Below are 18988 nucleotides of genomic sequence, written 5' to 3'. Positions count from 1 at the left end.
ATATAAATGTAGACTCGACATTCGCTCTTTTTGAAGCTAATATATATAATTGAAACACAGGCTAATGAGTATTGTGCTCATTAGCCTGTGTTTCATTATGTTAAGTAGTGGTGCATTGATTTTAAATAATGTCGAGCGGTATTAGCGACAATACAATACTATCTTGTTTCTTTATACTGATTGACTGTTTTGATAGTAGGAGGAGATACAATGGAAGGAAAAGAATCGAAAAAGTCTCATGAACAAGGACGTTTTTCGTTAAAGGAATATCTGCTTTTTATTTTGCCTTCATTACTTGGGGTTTTTCTATTTATGGTTCCAATACCAAATGAAGAAGGTATCACAATCCCTGTCGCATTAATGGCAAGTTATGTAGAAGGCTTATTATATGAAGCCTTACCATTTACAATGACAGTGATTTTATTTATTGTTGCCCTTTTAACAAGCTGGGTGACGTTTATGAAGCCAGACGTCATGATGAAAAATCGTTTTTTAAAAGGGTTATTTCTCGTTCATCGAGGCTGGTGGTTTGTTAGAATCTTAGGGTTTGTATTTGCAGTGATGACTCTTTTTGAATTAGGTCCAGAGTGGATTTGGTCTGAAAATACGGGTGGTCTGTTATTGTATGATCTCATTCCATTGCTGTTTACAGTCTTTTTATTTGCTGGATTATTTCTACCGCTTTTATTAAATTTCGGTCTACTTGAATTATTTGGTCGTTTACTAGATAGAGTAATGAGGCCGCTATTTACCCTGCCTGGTCGATCCTCGATTGACTGCTTAGCTTCATGGATGGGGGATGGAACGGTTGGTGTGATGTTAACAAATAATCAATATGAAGAAGGTTTTTATACGAGACGTGAAGCAGCGGTTATTAGTACGACCTTCTCTGTTGTTTCGATTACGTTTAGTATTGTCATCTTGACGTATATGGATCTTGGACATTTGTTTATCCCTTATTATTTCACTATTATTCTTGCTGGATTAGCAGCGGCTTTAATTTGTCCACGAATTCCACCGCTTTCAAGAAAGCCAGATACGTATTTTATTGAAAATCAAGAGAGTGTGGAAGAGAGTCCATTAAACGGACAGAGTGCCTTTCGTTATGGCCTCGTTAAAGCCGTTGAGCGTGCCAAAATGAATAAAGGATTTGGAGAGACGGCAAAAGGTGGAATAAAAAATGTTGTTGATTTATGGTTTGGCGTGACTCCAGTTGTCATGGCATTTGGTACACTTGCTTTAATCATTGCGGAACAAACACCTCTTTTTCAACTGCTCGGAGCGCCTTTTGTACCATTGTTAAATCTGATGCAAGTTCCTGAAGCGGCAGAGGCTGCGCAAACAATGGTGATCGGCTTTGCGGACATGTTTTTGCCAGCCGTTATTGGTAGTGGAATTGAAAGTGAATTTACGCGTTTTGTAATTGCATGTGTGTCTGTCACGCAACTCATTTACATGTCTGAAGTTGGTGGCCTGTTATTAGCATCAAAACTACCAGTTACGTTTACCGATTTAGTGATTATTTTTTTAGAAAGAACATTAATCACGTTACCGATTGTTGTAGCTATCGCACATTTAATCTTTTAAATAAGAGATGCAATAAAATGGCTGTTGAGATCAATCTCAACAGCCTTTATGTCGTTTATGCCTCAACATATTGTGGAAGAGGATCAGGGAATTGCGTCCAATCTTGGGTCATTTCATGATCTGTTAATAAACATTGATCAAGAGAGGCAGCAACTTGTTCGTGATTCATATCAATACCAATTAACACGAGTTCTGTCATTCGATCGCCGTATTCTGGATCCCATTTTGCTTGAAGTTCAGGTTCTTCCAGTAATGTTTGCTGCTTTTCTGCTTCTGAATAGGCAGCCACCCATTCCCCTGCACCTTGAATGGTCACAGCAGAACCAGCTTGTGAAACCATACCTGCCATATTATTACGCGTCGCGATCCAGATGAAGCCTTTTGCTCGTACAACATCAACAGGCCATTCTTCCATCCATGTCATCAGTCTTTCTGGATGAAATGGTTTTCTTCTACGGTAAACGAATGAAGAGATGCCATATTCCTCTGTCTCAGGTGTATGCTCTTCATTTAATTCTTTTATCCAACCAGCTGACTGACTTGCTTTTTCAAAATCAAATTTTCTTGTATGTAAGATACTAGGTAATTCTACTTTCGAATAGGAGGTAGGTATAATATCTGCGTCTGCATTTAACTTTCGCATAAAATCCATTAGTTCTTTTTGATCAATTTCCTCTAACATGTCGACTTTATTAAGGATAATGACATCAGCAAATTCAATCTGGTCAATGAGAAGGTCTGCAACTTCTCGCGTATCAGATTCGTCTGTTCCTTGCTTTCGGTCAAGTAGGGATTCACCTGATCCATAATCTTCCCAAAAGTGATTTGCATCAACAACGGTAACCATCGTATCGAGTGTACATTTTTGTGTTAAATCAATTCCAAGTTCTTCATCAATATACGTAAACGTTTGAGCGACAGGAACAGGTTCACTAATTCCAGACGATTCAATTACGATGTAATCAATATCTCCAGCATCAACGATCCGTTCAACCTCTTGCATTAAATCTTCACGCAGAGTACAGCAAATACAGCCATTTTGTAGCTCTACTAATTTTTCCTCTGTCCTTGAAAAGCCATTGTTTTTGACAAGTGTTGCATCAATGTTTATTTCACTCATGTCATTAACAATCACAGCTACTTTTAATCCTTCGCGGTTTGTTAAAATATGGTTGAGTAATGTTGTTTTTCCTGCTCCTAAATAGCCACTTAGGACAGTGACAGGTATTTTTTTCATGGAAATATCCTCCTTGGAAACATTTAAACATGCCAGTTAAGGGAAACATATTTAAAGTCGTACGATCTAATTTCTTTAAATAGTAATTATTACGATTTATATTGTAGCTTTGTTTTCTTTTCTTGTAAAGAGAAGACGAATGTTTGTAGAAAAACATTTTGACATCAAAAAAGATTAAAATTTTCAGAAAAAAGGTTTTGTGTGAGACAAATAAGGATATAAAAAGGATAAAGATGGAAAAAGGTGAATGGAAGCTTGTACACTGTTATTAAAACTGAAATAAAGATAAGCACAATTGTCTAAAATGATTTGAAAGTCCAATACAAGTATAGACACCGTTCCAAAATAACATTGAATAAATCGTCATATCATAAGGCTACCTACACCAATTTAATTGAGAGGAGTTTTTAATTATGAATATTCATGTAGGAGAGTGGCGAAAAATGAGTGCAAAAGAGCGTTTTGAATTAATTTGTCAGCAAGCAGCTAATAATTACAAGTTATGGATAAGAAGGATAGAAAAGAGTAGATAAGAGAGCTTCTCTAACGGTAAAGTAATAGGAAAAAGATAAATAAAGGTTTTTTAAAACAATTAAGGACAAGCTTTTGCTACTATTTATTTGAATCGGTAGCAGAAAGCTTTTTTTGTTTTAAAGAATGTTTCTTCACATTGTAAGAATGTTAAATCTTTTTTTGATTAATTAACTAGATTTATATAGAATAGTAAGAGAATTACAAATAAAAAGTCATCGGGGGATCAACAGTATGCAAGGTTTAAGATCGTTTAGTCAATTTGTAAGTAGGTATTTTGCTATTATTGTTATTTTCATTAGTATCGTCGCTTATTTATCACCAGCATCATTTACGTGGATTGTTCCACACATCACACTACTCCTTGGAATCGTCATGTTTGGAATGGGGTTAACGCTAAAATTATCTGATTTTGCAGTAGTGGCGAAAAAACCTGTTCCTGTTTTTATAGGTGTTGTTGCACAGTTTGTGATTATGCCACTTACAGCATTCGGTTTAGCTCTGTTATTGAATTTACCGCCTGAGCTGGCAGCAGGACTCATATTAGTTGGAGCTTGCCCAGGAGGAACTGCATCAAATGTGATGGTGTATTTAGCAAAAGGAGATCTTCCATTATCCGTTGCAATGACATCCATTTCGACCTTGCTCGCTCCAATTTTAACACCACTTATTTTGTTAATCCTTGCTGGTCAATGGCTTCCTGTTGATGCTTTTGCCATGTTTACTTCTATTGTAAAGGTCATCATCATTCCAATCACTTTAGGAATTATAGTGAATAAGCTCTTACCGACTGTTGTAGAGAAAGGGACTTCAGCATTGCCAATCATCTCCATCATTGCTATATTAGCCATTGTGTCAGCAGTTGTTGGGGCAAATCAAGAGAATATCGCTACTACTGGATTATTATTGTTCCTTGCGGTCATGTTACATAATATGATTGGGTTATTTTTAGGATATGTCACAGCAAAATTAGTTGGTCTAGATGAAGCAAAGCGTAGAGCGATTTCACTAGAGGTTGGAATGCAAAATTCTGGTCTCGGTGCATCTTTAGCAACTGTCCATTTTTCACCATTAGCAGCTTTACCAAGTGCGCTTTTTTCAGTCTGGCACAATATTTCAGGACCAGCTCTTGTGACGTTATGGGCACGTCATGATTCACATAAAGGAATAAAGGATACAGAAAAAACAACTCGTTCTTTATAAAAAGGTTGTGTAAGTCAAAGGTCTTAGCTAACGCTAAGACCTTTGACCGTTTAGATAATGTGAATAAATGGTTTTTAAATACACTTAAATCATTGTAAATAGATCGGAATTGTATTATATTATGGTGGAGGAGTGAGATGGTTGATTAATATGGTAAAGGCATCATATTTAAAAAATGTTTTTCAAAACAAATTAGGTCGTAAACTAACAAAAAGGGAGCAAGAGTTTATCATATGGATCGCTAATTGTGATAAAAATAAGAAAAAAAACAAAACGTAAGTTCAACTAACGTTTTGTTTTTTTGGGTCTATATGTATATTTCTTTGATCTAGCTCTTGTTTTAAAATAAAAATAAAATCCTCATCTAAATTTAATTCAATCGATCTGTAATAAGCTTCTAGAACCGCTTCATCATCTAAGCAACCAAGCATATTTTTCTTCCTTTCTTCCCTTTTTCCTTTAGCCATTTTACCGCAGTTTGTTAGTCTATAAAAGCGTCACATTCATATAAATTTGACAATTTTCTAACATAATCATTCAAAAAGTGTCAAAAACCTTAAGCAAACTTTCATTAATCCTCATCTTCTTTCATTTTAATTGGATGTTTTTCCAGTTTTGATTATGGAAATAACCATTAAATGAGTGGGGAGAGACATAAGAATTCATTTTGCACCAAAAAGTTTAGCCTTTGATAGTACAGAATAATTTGATCCAATTGTTGTGCAGAGCTCTGTCTTATAGGTGCCTTTTATCAGCGCTACACAAAACTCACACATTTTGCGAGCTACTAGACTTGACTACATACCCTATTAGGTATAATATATGCGTATAAATAAAAAGATTCTTTTTAAGGGGGTGTTTAATATTCTTTATATACTCTTCATTTTGTTGCTACTGTTCATTGTTAGTCTATATAAACGCTATTATCCTCTTAAGAATATTCCTTGTCTAGAAATTGGCTTGAATGATTCTAACACTGTCATCGTTGATATTAGAGATTTTAATATAGGGATGCATGATGAAATTAATGGTACAGTAAGAATTCCTTATGCCTATTTGAAACGCTATTACTCGGGAATTCCCCGTGAAAATTTACACGTCATTGCGACGAATAGATTAGAACTGAATTTAGGAGTGCGTTTTTTATTAAGAAAGGATTTTAATGTGACAAGCTATGAAATAGAGGAATGCCCTTGTGGATATAGATATAAGAAAGAAGCATTAGATTATTAAAAGAAAGTGTTTGAAGAGTGAAAAATTGTCTAGGTCGTGTTGTTAACTAAAAGTAGAGAGGCGTGTATTCCATGATTAATTCAGGAATCGTTATAAATGTACAATGAAACAAATTATGCCGAACGAAGTAGAGGTCTTGTTAAAAGAAAAGAAACCAATTCATATGATCGATGTGCGCGAGGTAGAAGAAGTCCAAACTGGTAAAATTCCAACTGCGATGCATATTCCTTTAGGATTAATTGAATTTAAAATGAATGAACTAGATAAAGCAAAGGAATATATTATGGTATGTCGTTCTGGAGCCAGAAGTTCAAGAGCTTGTACATTTCTTGAAAGTCATGGATTTAAAGTAATTAACATGACTGGTGGTATGATGGAGTGGTCTGGGCCAACTGAATAATGATTTACACCTATTCGAGCTGTTCATACGTTGAACAGCTTTTTCTGAAAAATTTAGGAGCGAGGTGGTTTGGTGGACGGAATATGGACAGTGGGACCATTTATGATTAAACATGCTTGGTTATTAATTATAGCCATCATAATCGGTGGATTGTATCTAAGTAAGCAGCTCTTTCATCATGAGTTAACAGGCCAAGAAGAACTGAAAGAAACGTATTGGAACGGTATTTTTTGCTTTTTCATCACCTTTCAATTTTCTACGTTGCTCGTTTATCCAATGATTACCGTGCAAGATCCAATTGCAGTGCTTGCAATGCCTAGTGGTTCAAAGGAATGGATGATTGCTTGGTTGTTTATCTTTATTTATTTCTTGTGGATGAGCTGGAAGAAGAATCTAAATAGGGATCTTTTGTTTCTTTATTTTTTCAGTAGTTATATGGTCATTGAAACAGTCTATCTATCTTTTCATCCTTTTGTAGACTATAGGAGTGAGATTGACATTCCATTTTACATAGGACATCCTGTTAGTCTCTATCAAATGATTCTAAATGTAACCATTCTTGTGATCTTTTTATGGCTAAAGAGAAAAAAGGTAGTATCTAAGCTTATGCTTTCACGCTTACTTGTCATGTACGGGGGAAGTCACGGCCTACTTTCGATGATGGTGACAACAAGGATGATGGGAGTTGCGGTGCCTTTTTGGTTTTACTTCCTTATTGCTTTTATAGGGCTATTTGCAACGTCATCTATGCTAAAGAATAACCAAAGTCAGGAGTTGATCAAGTGAGGGAATGGGGCGTTATTGTCATTTTGGTTCTATTAGTAGGTTGGTCAACATTTACTATACCTGAAACAGAAAAGGGAGCGGAAGTGGTTCATAATGGAGCAAATTCATTTGGTACAACTGTCGGCGAGCAAGCACCACCCTTTACGTTGAAAACACTAGAAGGGGCTGCCATTTCCCAAGCTGATTTTGAAGGTCAACCTGTTATGATAAATTTTTGGGCAACATGGTGTCCGCCTTGCCGAGCGGAGATGCCAGAAATGGAGAGATTTTACGTGAATCATGATATCGAAATTTTAGCTGTTAATCTCACGTCAACGGAATCTTCACAAAATGATGTACAGGAATTTGTAGAGAATATGGATTTGTCATTTCCAATCTTGCTTGATGAAACAAGAGATATAGCGTCACTCTATAATATTCAGCCATTGCCAACATCTTTATTTATAGATGGAGAAGGTGTCATTAGGCATGTGAACGTGGGGCCAATGAACGAAGAAATGATGATTCGAGTGCTAGAAAATATAGAGAATGAATAAGGAGAAAATAAAATGGTACATACAGTAAGTTGTGTACAGAAGGAATTTGTTCGTTTCATATTGAATTTAATTTAATTACTGATTTCTATATATTTAAGCAAGTTCAATAAAAATTAAGAAGGTGTTCAAGATGGATGATATTGTTAAAGTGAAATGGTTATATAATGAGTTAAAAGAAAAGAAAAATAATCTCGTTATTGTTGATGCAAGGTTTCATTTAGCAGATCCTGAAGCAGGTAAAAAGGATTATTTTGATGGTCATATTCCTGAAGCGGTTCATGTTGATTTAAAAGATGATTTATCCTCTTTGATTAAGGAGCATGGTGGTAGGCACCCATTACCTGACTTAAATGAACTGGCCGAAAAGATGGGGAATATCGGAATTGGTGACGATACAAATGTTGTTGTTTATGATGACCAAGGAGGAATGATGGCCTCTCGTTTTTGGTGGTTAATGAAACGCCTTGGACATAATAAGGTTGGTATTCTAGACGGGGGATATTCAAAATGGCTCGCTGAAGGCTACGAAATCACAAAAGATATACCTAGAACGAAACCTAAAACAATCACACCAGAAATAAATGAGAAGTGGGAATGGGTGGATGCGAGTTATGTAAAAGAAAGATTGCATAATCCAGATACTATTTTAATTGATTCAAGAGAAGCAAATCGATATTTGGGAATTGAAGAACCGATCGACCGAGTTGCTGGGCATATACCAGGTGCAGTCAATCATTTTTGGAAAGACGTTCTAAAGTCAGATGGATCTTGGAAAAACACTGAGGAAATTAGAAAGAATTTTTCTGACGTGCCTTTAGATAAAGAAATCATTGTATACTGCGGATCTGGTATTTCCGCTTGCCCGAACATTCTCGCATTAAAAAAGGCTGGATACGCTAATGTTAAGCTCTACTCGGGTAGTTGGAGTGACTGGATCACTCACGAAAATTATCCAATTGAATCCAACAAAAATTAAATGCCGAACGTTAAAGAACAAACTAGCTTAGATTCATTCCAAGCTAGTTTGTTTTTTAACTATACTAATTGTAATTTTGCGCTTTTGAGGTAAAGTATGTGTAATTGTAATAGCTCGTGATAAGTTGCTAGACATGTATACTTTCATTAATCTTAGTTGATCATATAGCAGATAAAAAAATTCTTCAATTGAGCGATTCTTTAAGAGAAGTAAGTTTTTTGTTAGCAGTATGATAATCCATATTGATATTCGTTAAATAGTGAAGGTAAGCAATATCAGTTGATTGTAGCTTAAGGGTTCTAAAAATTTGCGGCTTGTCATTTTTTAAAACAGCAATGATTTCAGCTGCAGGTAAGTTTATTTGCTTTGGTTTTACTCTTAAGAGTTGTCTTAGAAAAATTTTAAATGTAATCACATGCTCTGGCTTGTCAGGGGTCCTGTTAAGCAATTGTTCAAACTGCTTAATAACTTCTTTTAATTCTGGTTCATGATATTTCAACTAGCAACACTCCTGTATTAAATATAAAGCCTAATGAAAACTCGAGTCTTAGGAGTGTTTCAAATTAGGCAGCTGGCTGACATAAAAATTGAATTCCTTAGTCCCTATAGCTTTGCGTCCTCATTTTTCAATAAGTTTGCCTTTTCTATCAAGTTATTATAGAAATAATCATGCTAAAAGTAAATGGTAATTTACATACTTATTCTAGTTTAATAATACTAGAGGCCTATATGAAATGATTGTTTAGATAATATTTGTATATGCATTTTTCTGTGTAATAGTTGGTTCGTTTCTAGTTAGATAGAAAAAGAATCATGCTTTTTCATTCTAGATTGAGAATAGAAGCTTATGAAAGTTTTATATGATTTTGATGAAGGTACATGCTACATTCAATCTAAAATTTATCTGTCTTATAAATAAATCGGCTTTTCAACTCTCGTCATGGTAGTCACTTTTTAACCTTGAAAACACGATAGCCTAATTTATCTCCATAAGAAAACAATAAATTTTGATGAGTTTGGAGGACTTCATCATAAATTGGATTGGATTGTTCAAAAAGAAGTGGCTCTAGATCTACATCTTCTTCTACGATATATTCATCTAATTCCTGAAAAACGGAATGAGATCTTAGGACTTCGACGGTTTTGAATCCAGCAGTATGAAATGCTTTTACCCAATCTTCTTCAGTTAAGATCTTTTGCATGTCATAAAAATGAATGATTTCTGCTTGTTCCTTTTTACTGAGCTGTTGTTCAGCTGTCATGTCTATAGTAAGTAATGTCCCTCTAGGTTTAAGTACTCGAATATATTCTGCGAGTGATGAAGGGATATGAGTAAAAGCAGTCGAGGATTCTGCCAAAATATAATCAAATGAATCATTTTGGAACGGAAGGTTTTCAATCGTCCCATTAAACACTTTTACATTTGCATTTTCTTTTAAGAATCTTTGAGCTGCTCTTTTCATCATTTCAGGATGATTATCGATGGCATACACTTCACAATCATATGTTTTGGCTAAATAGCTGGACGTTTGACCAGTTCCACAGCCTGCATCAAGAATCTTAGAATGGCCACCTATTAATTCGTTTTGAAGAATTTTTTTAGTCACAGTCATTCCACCAGGGTGCGCTCCCTCAATATTGAAAAATGCTAAGGCATCTTGATATGAAATTCTCACGTTATCGACTCCTTTTTAATCATTATAAGATGGAGTATTTTATGAAAAGCTTGCAAATTATGACACTACACCAAATAGAAATGGCGTATGTTGGAATTATATCGCTTTTTCCACTATCGCCTTGTGCTTCTAACTATTCCAAAACAGGATAATGGACATAACCTGTTAAAGAGCATGACCATTATAACTATATTGGAGGTTTTGCATATATGTCAGCGGAGCATCATTATCGAATGTGTTGTCAAGGTATTGGAAGAGCTGTAGAACTTAGAATGCATGATGGAACTGTTCATCGGGGCATTATTGATCGAGTAGATCGAGAGCATGTATATCTTCGTTCAATGGGAAGAGGACAAAGTTTTGGCGGATACAGTTATGGCTGGGGCTGGGGGTGGAGACCAGGCTTAGGCTTAGCCACAGGCTTTGCATTAGGAGCAATAGCAAGTTTGGCATTCCTTCCTTTCTTCTGGTGGTAGGATAAAAGTAAATGAAATAGATTAAAAGGTTTACGTAGAGATTCGCTATATTTATAAATTGATAAAAGGCTATCCTTGTTTTTTTCAAAAAGAATAGTCTTTTCTTTTTAGAAATATGGTGAAAAGATAGTAAAATCAGTTAGTGCATTACATATTTTATATTTAATAAAAATCATTTAGATCAAACGAATTAATTGACCAAATTACTAACTTGCGCTATGATTAGAGCAAATAAACTTGATATTTTTCCCAAAGGGGAGTAGCTGGACAGCAAAGTCGTCATTACGGGATTTAATCCTCGGCTTTGTTGGCAACTTTATGTTGTTAGCGAGACCTTTGCCATTTTATTCTGGTAAAGGTCTTTTTGTGCGTTGAGGTCTTTACTATTAAATGGTGAGGACCTCTTTTTTGTTGGAGAATATGAATTGAAAAAGGAGATTAGGTTATGTCAAAACTATCAAAACTAACCCAAATTGCTAAAAGTAAGGCATTCAAACAAGGTGTCAAGGTTGCGCAAGAAAAAGTACTACCAGTTGTCATGAAAGAAGTGAAGAAAAGAGTAGGTAAGAAGAAGTAAATGACTGTATGTTCTAATAAAGAAAATCGTTTAAAGGCAACTAGAACTTTGGAGGTGTGTAAATGAAACGTATGATTGCATTACTGTCTTTACTTTCCCTTTTATTTGTAGCTGGATGTTCTGAGCTAACTGGACTTACTGATTCTGTTGAATACGTACAAGAAACAACTGCTTACCTAGCTGAAATAAATCAATTTGCCGAAGAGGTCCCAGCAATGCTTGACCAAGCAATAAATGATCAGGAAATAAGAGAAGAACTTGAACAAGGCCTAATAGAAATGAAACAAGAAATCCAGAATTTTAGTGAACTAACTCCACCAGAGGCGATTTTAGATCTTCATGATCAAATTAGTATGGAAAGTGAAAAATTAGAGCAAGGGATTAATCAGACTCTAGCTATTTTAGAGGATGGAAATGTGGACTTAAGTATCTTAGAAGAGACGGAATTTCTTCAAACAGTCACAGAATTAAATGGTCTAATCAATCAATTGAAGCAATTGGGTCAATAAACGACAAATTGTATCATGTTTAACGTATCAACGCACACTCTTACTTGATAAATTAAGCAGAAAAGAGCGAGTACATTGAATTCACTCGATAAATTAGCAAGCAGTGTAAAGTTTCAAAAGAAAAATGACCGAATGTACGTGAAAAGTAAGGATGAGACTCTATCAATCATAGGTTCAGGTCGAAGTGCGTTTGTATTTAGACTGCAATCAACGAATCAAGTGATCAAAGTCTTTTATCCACCATTTGAGCATCTTGCAACGAAAGAAGCCGAAATTTATAAGGAACTTAAAGGGATTTCTTACTATCCAAATTTGTACGCAAGCGGCCCTAATTATATAGTGATTGATTTTATTGAAGGTCACACTTTATTTGAATGTTTAACAATTGGAATTCCAATAACAAAAAAACATGTAGAGGAAATTGATCATGCCCTTTATTTAGCGAAAGAGAGCGGACTGAATCCTTCTGATATTCATTTACATAATTTACTCATTTCTAATAACGGAGAGGTGAAGATTATCGATGTTGCTCGCTTCAGGCAACAAAAGGATTGTACCCAATGGAAAGACTTGAAAAAGGCATTTTATAAATATTATTTTCTTACGTACTTTCCAAAGAAAATACCTGAATTTATCTTAAATCTCATCTCTGCTATATATAAAAAGAAGCTTTTTCCAAAATTTCTTTTACGATAAGGGGTTCTATAAACTTGAATCGTAGGAAAATAACTTTAAAAAAACACCTGTCTCCTCATGTTTATTCGAATTTTTATTGGACATAAATGGTATATGCCTTTAGAAAATGATATGAAGGAGGATGTACATTGGACAATAAAAACGAAGAAACATTGAACACATCTATTGAAGGGGTAGGTGGTCCAAATGATCACAGAACAGGCACAGGTGAAACAGAAGAGTCATTAACCAATCGTCAAGGGCATCCAGTCACTGATAATCAAAATATAAGAACGGTAGGAAATAGGGGACCTGCTACTTTAGAGAACTATGACTATATTGAGAAAATATCACATTTTGACCGAGAACGTATTCCTGAGCGGGTCGTACATGCTCGTGGGGCAGGTGCGCACGGTTATTTTGAAACATATGGTAAAGTTGGCGATGAACCCGTCTCTAAATATACTCGTGCAAAGGTATTTCATGAGCCTGGAAAACGCACACCTGTATTTGCTCGTTTTTCAACTGTAGCAGGGGCAAAAGAATCTCCAGAAACGGCCCGTGATCCGAGAGGGTTTGCCGTGAAATTTTATACGGAAGATGGCAACTGGGACCTAGTTGGAAACAATTTAAAAATCTTCTTTATTCGTGATCCTTTAAAATTTCCAGATATGATTCATGCGTTTAAGCCTGATCCAGTATCAAATATTCAATATCCTGAGAGAATGTTTGATTTTGTTGCTGGGTCACCAGAATCACTTCATATGATTACTTTTCTTTTTTCTCCTTGGGGGATTCCTGCCAATTACAGACAAATGCAAGGCTCAGGTGTAAATACGTACAAATGGGTCAATCAAGATGGGGAAGCAGTATTAGTTAAATATCATTGGGAACCTCTTAGCCAAGGGATTAGAAATCTTACGCAAAAAGAAGCGGAAGAAATTCAAGCGGAAAACACGAGCCATGCTACTCAAGACCTTTATGAAGCGATCGAAAGAGGAGATTTTCCAGAATGGGAGCTATGTATTCAGATAATGAGTGATGATGAGCATCCTGAGTTGGATTTTGATCCGCTTGATGATACAAAGTTATGGCCAACAGATAAGTTCCCATTCCTTCCAGTAGGGAAAATGGTGCTAAATAAAAATCCTGAAAATTATTTTGCAGAAGTGGAGCAGGCAGCATTCGGTACAGGTGTGCTCGTAGATGGTCTTGACTTCTCCGATGACAAAATGCTACAAGGCAGAACGTTTTCTTATTCGGACACACAACGCTACCGAGTTGGGGCAAACTATTTACAGTTGCCAATTAACGCACCTAAAAAGCGTGTAGCAACAAATCAGCGAGACGGGCAGAGTACTTATTATGTAGATACTCCTTCTGGTCGAAATCCGCATGTGAATTATGAACCTTCTGTCCTTGATGGTTTACAAGAATCAAAACAAGTCGGGAAAGTCCATGAACCTCATTATAACGATAAATTAGTTCGCGAACCTATTGAACGTACGAATCATTACGGACAAGTGGGAGAAACCTATCGACAGTTTGAAGAGTGGGAAAGAGAGGAGCTTATTTCTAACCTAGTTGCTGCACTTGAAGTTAGTCATGAAAAAATTCAAGAAAAGATGATTGAACATTTTACAAAGGCTGATTCAGACTATGGCAGACGTGTATCAGAAGGTTTAGCAAAAGCGAAAGAAGCTAACAAAAATCAAAACAAAAAGCACACAACGACTGTTAAGGCCCAAAAAGCTATGTATAGTGCCCAACGCAAAGGACACAAAGCAGATCCTTATTAATGGAGAAAGCTTGGATTATAACCTCTCTAGTTTCTTCAACTAGAGGGGTTATTTATTTCGGGGTGAAGGCAATAATAAGAACAACTAACATAAAGAACGTTAAATTAATAAAATGATCTGTTGAAACAAGATAAGAGAATATGGTGAATGTCAAATAGATTATTTTCGTTTATTCTTAAAATAACAAAACAGATCTGTTTACAATTTCACCTATAGAAACTTTTTTTACCGCTTATAACTACTATAGAAGAAGGAAAAAAGGTTGCTATAGACCCACACATTATTTGCTTGCTATGATATGTCAAGAAAATAACGCGGAGGATAAAAAACATGGACGAGCAAAAGTATAAAAATTTAAAGCTTGGAGAACGTGGGGCCATCATTAGTATTGTTGCTTATTTGTTTCTTTCGGCATTAAAGTTATTTGTGGGTTATGAGGCAAACTCGGAGGCACTACGAGCAGATGGTTTAAACAATGCAACAGATATTGTTGCCTCGGTTGCCGTTTTGATTGGACTGAAATTATCTCAAAGACCGCCTGATCACGATCATCGTTATGGTCACTTTAAAGCTGAAAGTGTAGCATCGTTAGTAGCTTCTTTTATTATGATGGGAGTTGGGATTCATGTCTTAATTGAAGCCATTACAACGATTTTTAGTAGAGGAAACGAAGCTCCAGATATGATTTCGGCATGGACTGGTGTTTTTAGTGCAGGTGTGATGTATTTCGTTTATAGGTATAACAGAAATTTAGCTAAACAAATTAACAGTCAGGCTGTGATGGCTGCTTCAAAAGATAATATATCAGATGCTTGGGTAAGCATTGGAACGGCAATTGGTATTTTTGGTGCTCAGTTAGGTCTTGCTTGGTTAGATCCATTAGCAGCATTTCTTGTAGGGATTCTTATTTGTAAAACGGCTTGGGAAATCTTTCGAGAAGCGTCTCATCATTTAACAGATGGTTTTGATGAGAAGGAATTAGAATCTTATGAGGAAAGTGTTCTCTCAATTTACGGTGTAGAAGATGTAAAAGTAATTAGAGCAAGAAATTATGGAAATAACTCAGTTGTAGACATCGTTATTGGGGTAAATGCTAAATTGGATATAACAGATGCTCATGATATTTCAACAAAGGTAGAAGAGATCTTATTACATAAGCATGGAGTATATGATGCCCATGTTCATGTTGAACCAAATTAGCATTAATATGTTTAAGAAAAGTACCCTTAGGGAAAATGTGTTGTAGAGGAGGGGTTACTTTGAATAACAAGGAAAGAGAACGAGTATTAGAAGAACGAAACGACAAAGAAAAAGCATTTCAGAAGGATAAACAAGAACAAAAAGAGCGAGATCAAACGATCATGCCAGTTGATGATTTACCATTGGAAGATATTAAACAAGAAGCTGAAGAAGAGAGGAATAAAGATCAAACGAAAAACCGTTCATCTAGTGATAAATAAGGTTAAAGCTGTATGTTCAGCTTTAACCTTATTTATTTTTCAAATGAACTTTTATAAATGGGTAATATTAACAAATTTAATGAGGCTTTTGTCATGAAAATCTTTGTGAGAAAGCATGGTAGATCAAACTAATGTATAATAAAAAATGAAAGATTACATAATTTTATTGAATATTGTAGTGATTTGTATTTTCCTGTAAAATTGATCTGGAAATAGTATAGTGAAAATGGAGTGTAAGAGTTTACAAGACATTTGGAAATAGGGGGATCATTTCGTTAATTAATCAAAAAAGGACTTCTGAAATCAACTAATCTCGTTTAATTGGTTAAAATGAACGGTTGATAATGAAAATGGGGGAAGAGCATGAGCATATTCAACAACTTTAGAATCGCTACGAAAATTAATATTTTAGTTATTTTGATCTTACTGCTTTTTACAATTGGCCTTGGTATTGTCGTTCAAATTCTTGTGTCAGATGGAGTAAAAGATAGTGCTGTTGAAAAAGCACAATCAGATATGCATTTATCCTATCAAGCGGTCAATCAAGAATTTCCTGGTGAATGGACGATTAGAGACGGACAATTATATAAAGGCGATTTTTTGGTGAATGGAAATTTTGAAATAGTGGATTATATTGCAGGAATGACAGGTGGTACTGTAACAATCTTTCAAGGTGATACGCGAGTGAGTACCAATGTTGAGATTGACGGAGAGCGAGTTGTAGGAACGCAAGCCTCTGATGAAGTGATCCAAGCCGTTTTGAATGGAGGTCAGGATTATTTTGGGGAAGCGAATGTCGCAGGTACAATGATGCAGACTGCCTATCAACCGATTCATAATGAGAATGGTGAAACGATCGGGATGTGGTATGTGGGGGTTTCTCAAGCCTTTATTGATGATACAATTGGAGCGATCTTTAAAGGATTTTTAATCGTGTCTGCTATTGGAATCGCTTTAGCAGTTGTGATTGTCTTTTTATTTGCTAATCAAATCAAACGACGTCTAAATGCAGTTGGAGTGGCTCTTGAAAAAGCAGGGAATGGCGATTTTACGATGGATCCAAATGATGATTCAAAAGATGAAATCGGTCAGTTAACACAAAGCTATAATCTGATGAAAAATAACCTTTCTACCCTTATTAAGCAAGTTATTGATACGTCAGAACAAGTTGCTGCATCTTCTGAGGAGCTATCGGCTGGTGCAGAAGAAACAAGCAGGGCGACTGATCAAATTTCTGAATCAATTCAATCCATTGCATCAGGATCAGAAAAACAAGTAAGTACGACAACAAAAGCAAATCAATCAGCAAGTGGAATTTCAAGAAGTATGGAGCAAATTTCAGCAAGTGTTGAAAGTGCTAATCATTCTTCTGAAATCACAAGAGAGAAGTCAAATAGTGGACATGAAGTGATTCAACAAACGGTTGCACAAATGAGCTTAATTGATGATAAAACTGGAGAGATTTCAACAGTCGTTGAACAATTAGGAAATAAATCGAATGAAATTGGTAAAATCATCTCACTTATAACTGAGGTAGCAGAACAAACCAATCTACTGGCTTTAAATGCAGCAATTGAGGCAGCGAGAGCTGGAGAGCATGGAAAAGGTTTTGCTGTTGTTGCAGATGAAGTACGAAAATTAGCTGAACAGTCTAGTGGTTCAGCAAATCAAATTAGAAATTTAATTCAAGATATTCAAAACGATATTAATCGATCTGTCGTATCAATGAATGAAACAAAAATAGCGGTGAAAGATGGCATAACGTCTGTCGGTCAAGCTGGTAATGAGTTTGAGGATATTTCTGTCTCTGTTAATGAAGTGACAACGCAAATTCAAGGAGTTTCTCGAGCCGTTCAGCAAATTACAGGTGATATGGGGGCGATGATTAACTTTATTAACGAAGCATCAAGTATTGCAGGGGAGTCAGCGGGTTACTCCGAGGAGGTAGCTGCTTCAGCCGAAGAGCAAAATGCCACAATGGAAGAAGTAGCTTCAGCAGCGATGACGCTTGCTAAAATGGCTGAAGATCTCCAAGAATCAGTGAAAAAGTTTAAATTATAATAAAAAAGATCAGTTCCTAATGCAAAACCCTTCCAAGAGACATTCTTCTGGAAGGGTTTTAAAATTGGTTTGAAAAGATTTTTAAGAATATAGTTTCCAGCTATTTATCCTGTTTTTTTAGTGAAATGAAAATATTAGTAATGATTTTTGAGATGATTGCTATCGTCACATATGCTAAGAACAAATGAATATAACTCATGTCACCATTTAATGTAAATAAATTGAACGCTGTTAAAATTGGTTTAAAAACAAACGCTAAAAACAGACAAAGACCGAGGGTATAAAGATAATAATTTTTATTGTGATTAATTGTCCATTGGTAAATTAGCATATATACAACAGGAACGAAGGAAGCATCTAATGCGAAACTAACCGGTAAAACAGGAAGAATTTTATAAGGGTAAAACCACCAGTCCATACTTACGCCTAAAGCATCGATATAAGTAAACCAAACATGGACGTTGAAACCAAAAAAGCCTAAAAGAAAAGCCTTTCTTCTATCAATAACTATGTAAAGAGCAATTAAAGGAATAACAAAAAAGCCGAGGTTAACCCAAAATGGCCAAGTGCTTAAATCTGAGAATTGCTGCCAATAATTGTACCATAGGTTTGTAAGTTCGAGCTGTGTTGCTTTTATATGTTCAATTTGGATTTGCTGTGTAACATTCATCTTTTTCTCCTTAACAAAAAGAATATGATGTTATAGTTCCAAACCTTTTTGATTTTATTCATAAATAGTACCATTAATATAAGGCTCATATTTTATTTTAATATGCTCATATTAAAAAAGGAGATGTGAGTTTTATTACACAAGGAGGCAGGATAATGAGCGATAAAAAAGTAAAGCAACAAGGGGAATTTGATGAAGTGAAATTTTCAAGCGAATTGGCTGATACTGACGACAAGGAAGCGATGGCTCGCATGGAAGAGGCCGATAAACGAGCTGAAATAAAACAGAAGAATTAGCAAAAAATAGAGTCAGCAACAATGCTGGCTTTTTTTGTTGAAGGTATAGAAAAGATATTGCAGAAGAAATTTGTTTATCAATTCATTTGCTTGGGTATATGTATCGTGAAGAAAAAACAAGAGGTGTTTCAATATGACAGATGAAATGAAAATAAATAAATTGATTAGTTATTTTGAAAATAAGTTTTCGCGGAGCTTAAAATTTGTTGAAATTGAAATTATAAAACAGATGATAAAAAAAGAGAAAGTCAATTAATACATTCACTATTTAGAACATGATTGATAGTCGACTTATAAAAT

General features: G+C 35.4%; 22 protein-coding genes and 1 riboswitch. Of the genes, 17 read left to right on the top strand and 5 right to left on the bottom strand.

Going from position 1 to position 18988, the window contains the following annotated elements; translation table 11 throughout:
* Positions 1-210 precede the first annotated feature (210 nt).
* A complete protein-coding gene (locus IQ10_RS11940; RefSeq protein WP_144450744.1) occupies positions 211-1587 on the top strand; it encodes a YjiH family protein in 1377 nt (458 codons plus the stop codon).
* A gap of 55 nt (positions 1588-1642) precedes the next feature.
* On the opposite strand, the gene IQ10_RS11935 is transcribed toward IQ10_RS11940, so the two are convergent.
* Positions 1643-2824 (bottom strand): GTP-binding protein, encoded by a 1182-nt coding sequence (locus IQ10_RS11935; protein ID WP_144450743.1) that lies wholly within the window; start codon positions 2822-2824, stop codon positions 1643-1645.
* Positions 2825-3589: 765 nt separating this feature from the next.
* On the opposite strand from IQ10_RS11935, the gene IQ10_RS11930 reads away from it, so the two are divergent.
* Positions 3590-4558: a bile acid:sodium symporter family protein gene (locus tag IQ10_RS11930; protein ID WP_144450742.1), complete on the top strand. Its 969-nt coding sequence runs from the start codon at positions 3590-3592 to the stop codon at positions 4556-4558.
* A 281-nt stretch (positions 4559-4839) separates the two neighbouring features.
* Here IQ10_RS11930 and sda read toward each other — a convergent pair whose 3' ends face one another.
* A complete protein-coding gene (gene sda / locus IQ10_RS11925) occupies positions 4840-5025 on the bottom strand; it encodes a sporulation histidine kinase inhibitor Sda (protein WP_144450741.1) in 186 nt (61 codons plus the stop codon).
* Positions 5026-5380: 355 nt separating this feature from the next.
* Here sda and IQ10_RS11920 point away from each other — a divergent pair, with 355 nt between their 5' ends.
* The 5 genes from IQ10_RS11920 to IQ10_RS11900 all read left to right on the top strand — a co-directional run bounded on the left by IQ10_RS11920 (position 5381) and on the right by IQ10_RS11900 (position 8489).
* Positions 5381-5791 (top strand): sulfurtransferase, encoded by a 411-nt coding sequence (locus tag IQ10_RS11920; RefSeq protein ID WP_144450740.1) that lies wholly within the window; start codon positions 5381-5383, stop codon positions 5789-5791.
* Between the two features lie 103 nt (positions 5792-5894).
* On the top strand, positions 5895-6191 hold the full coding sequence (locus IQ10_RS11915; protein ID WP_144450739.1) for a rhodanese-like domain-containing protein: 297 nt from the start codon (positions 5895-5897) through the stop codon (positions 6189-6191).
* 72 nt (positions 6192-6263) lie between these two features.
* Positions 6264-6977, top strand: coding sequence for a hypothetical protein (locus IQ10_RS11910; RefSeq protein WP_144450738.1), 714 nt, complete (start codon positions 6264-6266; stop codon positions 6975-6977).
* Positions 6974-7513 carry a TlpA family protein disulfide reductase gene (locus tag IQ10_RS11905; protein WP_144450737.1) on the top strand — a complete coding sequence of 180 codons (540 nt, stop codon included), beginning with the start codon at positions 6974-6976 and terminating at the stop codon, positions 7511-7513. The genes IQ10_RS11910 and IQ10_RS11905 overlap by 4 nt, the downstream gene beginning before the upstream one ends.
* A 130-nt stretch (positions 7514-7643) precedes the next feature.
* Complete coding sequence (locus IQ10_RS11900; RefSeq protein ID WP_144450736.1) at positions 7644-8489, top strand: sulfurtransferase; 846 nt, start codon at positions 7644-7646, stop codon at positions 8487-8489.
* Positions 8490-8673: 184 nt separating this feature from the next.
* Here IQ10_RS11900 and IQ10_RS11895 read toward each other — a convergent pair whose 3' ends face one another.
* Together IQ10_RS11895 and IQ10_RS11890 are read right to left on the bottom strand one after the other, a co-directional pair.
* Positions 8674-8988 carry a hypothetical protein gene (locus IQ10_RS11895; protein WP_144450735.1) on the bottom strand — a complete coding sequence of 105 codons (315 nt, stop codon included), beginning with the start codon at positions 8986-8988 and terminating at the stop codon, positions 8674-8676.
* A gap of 64 nt (positions 8989-9052) precedes the next feature.
* Positions 9053-9139, bottom strand: a riboswitch (cyclic di-GMP riboswitch).
* A gap of 297 nt (positions 9140-9436) precedes the next feature.
* Positions 9437-10165, bottom strand: a complete 729-nt coding sequence (locus tag IQ10_RS11890; protein WP_144450734.1) for a class I SAM-dependent methyltransferase — start codon at positions 10163-10165, stop codon at positions 9437-9439.
* A 209-nt stretch (positions 10166-10374) separates the two neighbouring features.
* Here IQ10_RS11890 and IQ10_RS11885 point away from each other — a divergent pair, with 209 nt between their 5' ends.
* The 8 genes from IQ10_RS11885 (at position 10375) to IQ10_RS11855 (ending at position 17722) form a co-directional block, all read left to right on the top strand.
* A complete protein-coding gene (locus IQ10_RS11885) occupies positions 10375-10641 on the top strand; it encodes a hypothetical protein (RefSeq protein ID WP_144450733.1) in 267 nt (88 codons plus the stop codon).
* A 445-nt stretch (positions 10642-11086) separates the two neighbouring features.
* Positions 11087-11218 (top strand): hypothetical protein, encoded by a 132-nt coding sequence (locus IQ10_RS18570; protein WP_277878012.1) that lies wholly within the window; start codon positions 11087-11089, stop codon positions 11216-11218.
* A gap of 62 nt (positions 11219-11280) precedes the next feature.
* Positions 11281-11727: a DUF6376 family protein gene (locus IQ10_RS11880; protein ID WP_144450732.1), complete on the top strand. Its 447-nt coding sequence runs from the start codon at positions 11281-11283 to the stop codon at positions 11725-11727.
* Positions 11728-11802: 75 nt separating this feature from the next.
* Positions 11803-12423 carry a protein kinase family protein gene (locus IQ10_RS11875; protein WP_199757420.1) on the top strand — a complete coding sequence of 207 codons (621 nt, stop codon included), beginning with the start codon at positions 11803-11805 and terminating at the stop codon, positions 12421-12423.
* 128 nt (positions 12424-12551) lie between these two features.
* The gene (locus IQ10_RS11870; RefSeq protein ID WP_206751988.1) at positions 12552-14201 is read left to right on the top strand and encodes a catalase; all 1650 of its coding nucleotides are present in this window, start codon (positions 12552-12554) and stop codon (positions 14199-14201) included.
* Between the two features lie 330 nt (positions 14202-14531).
* On the top strand, positions 14532-15401 hold the full coding sequence (locus tag IQ10_RS11865) for a cation diffusion facilitator family transporter (RefSeq protein WP_144450731.1): 870 nt from the start codon (positions 14532-14534) through the stop codon (positions 15399-15401).
* A 59-nt stretch (positions 15402-15460) separates the two neighbouring features.
* Positions 15461-15661 (top strand): YczO family protein, encoded by a 201-nt coding sequence (locus IQ10_RS11860; protein ID WP_144450730.1) that lies wholly within the window; start codon positions 15461-15463, stop codon positions 15659-15661.
* A gap of 363 nt (positions 15662-16024) precedes the next feature.
* On the top strand, positions 16025-17722 hold the full coding sequence (locus tag IQ10_RS11855) for a methyl-accepting chemotaxis protein (RefSeq protein WP_144450729.1): 1698 nt from the start codon (positions 16025-16027) through the stop codon (positions 17720-17722).
* A gap of 100 nt (positions 17723-17822) precedes the next feature.
* Here IQ10_RS11855 and IQ10_RS11850 read toward each other — a convergent pair whose 3' ends face one another.
* The gene (locus tag IQ10_RS11850) at positions 17823-18392 is read right to left on the bottom strand and encodes a CBO0543 family protein (protein WP_144450728.1); all 570 of its coding nucleotides are present in this window, start codon (positions 18390-18392) and stop codon (positions 17823-17825) included.
* A gap of 155 nt (positions 18393-18547) precedes the next feature.
* Between IQ10_RS11850 and IQ10_RS11845 the strand changes: the two genes are divergently transcribed.
* Both IQ10_RS11845 and IQ10_RS18565 read left to right on the top strand, forming a co-directional pair.
* Positions 18548-18688, top strand: a complete 141-nt coding sequence (locus IQ10_RS11845) for a YfhD family protein (RefSeq protein WP_144450727.1) — start codon at positions 18548-18550, stop codon at positions 18686-18688.
* 133 nt (positions 18689-18821) lie between these two features.
* Positions 18822-18944 (top strand): hypothetical protein, encoded by a 123-nt coding sequence (locus tag IQ10_RS18565; RefSeq protein ID WP_277878011.1) that lies wholly within the window; start codon positions 18822-18824, stop codon positions 18942-18944.
* Positions 18945-18988: the final 44 nt, after the last annotated feature.

It is taken from the genome of Halalkalibacter nanhaiisediminis (assembly GCF_007830185.1).
GTDB classification, from domain to species: Bacteria; Bacillota; Bacilli; order Bacillales; family Bacillaceae_D; genus Halalkalibacter; species Halalkalibacter nanhaiisediminis.
Note: the sequence above shows the minus strand (reverse complement) of the source record. Positions and strands in the feature narration are given on the sequence as shown.

Coding starts and splice junctions, on each gene's coding strand:
- IQ10_RS11940 (WP_144450744.1), top strand. CDS start 211: ATGGAAGGAAAAGAATCGAAAAAGTCTCATGAACAAGGACGTTTTTCG.
- IQ10_RS11935 (WP_144450743.1), bottom strand. CDS start 2,824: ATGAAAAAAATACCTGTCACTGTCCTAAGTGGCTATTTAGGAGCAGGA.
- IQ10_RS11930 (WP_144450742.1), top strand. CDS start 3,590: ATGCAAGGTTTAAGATCGTTTAGTCAATTTGTAAGTAGGTATTTTGCT.
- sda (WP_144450741.1), bottom strand. CDS start 5,025: ATGGCTAAAGGAAAAAGGGAAGAAAGGAAGAAAAATATGCTTGGTTGC.
- IQ10_RS11920 (WP_144450740.1), top strand. CDS start 5,381: ATGCGTATAAATAAAAAGATTCTTTTTAAGGGGGTGTTTAATATTCTT.
- IQ10_RS11915 (WP_144450739.1), top strand. CDS start 5,895: ATGAAACAAATTATGCCGAACGAAGTAGAGGTCTTGTTAAAAGAAAAG.
- IQ10_RS11900 (WP_144450736.1), top strand. CDS start 7,644: ATGGATGATATTGTTAAAGTGAAATGGTTATATAATGAGTTAAAAGAA.
- IQ10_RS11885 (WP_144450733.1), top strand. CDS start 10,375: ATGTCAGCGGAGCATCATTATCGAATGTGTTGTCAAGGTATTGGAAGA.
- IQ10_RS18570 (WP_277878012.1), top strand. CDS start 11,087: ATGTCAAAACTATCAAAACTAACCCAAATTGCTAAAAGTAAGGCATTC.
- IQ10_RS11880 (WP_144450732.1), top strand. CDS start 11,281: ATGAAACGTATGATTGCATTACTGTCTTTACTTTCCCTTTTATTTGTA.
- IQ10_RS11865 (WP_144450731.1), top strand. CDS start 14,532: ATGGACGAGCAAAAGTATAAAAATTTAAAGCTTGGAGAACGTGGGGCC.
- IQ10_RS11855 (WP_144450729.1), top strand. CDS start 16,025: ATGAGCATATTCAACAACTTTAGAATCGCTACGAAAATTAATATTTTA.
- IQ10_RS11850 (WP_144450728.1), bottom strand. CDS start 18,392: ATGAATGTTACACAGCAAATCCAAATTGAACATATAAAAGCAACACAG.
- IQ10_RS11845 (WP_144450727.1), top strand. CDS start 18,548: ATGAGCGATAAAAAAGTAAAGCAACAAGGGGAATTTGATGAAGTGAAA.
- IQ10_RS18565 (WP_277878011.1), top strand. CDS start 18,822: ATGACAGATGAAATGAAAATAAATAAATTGATTAGTTATTTTGAAAAT.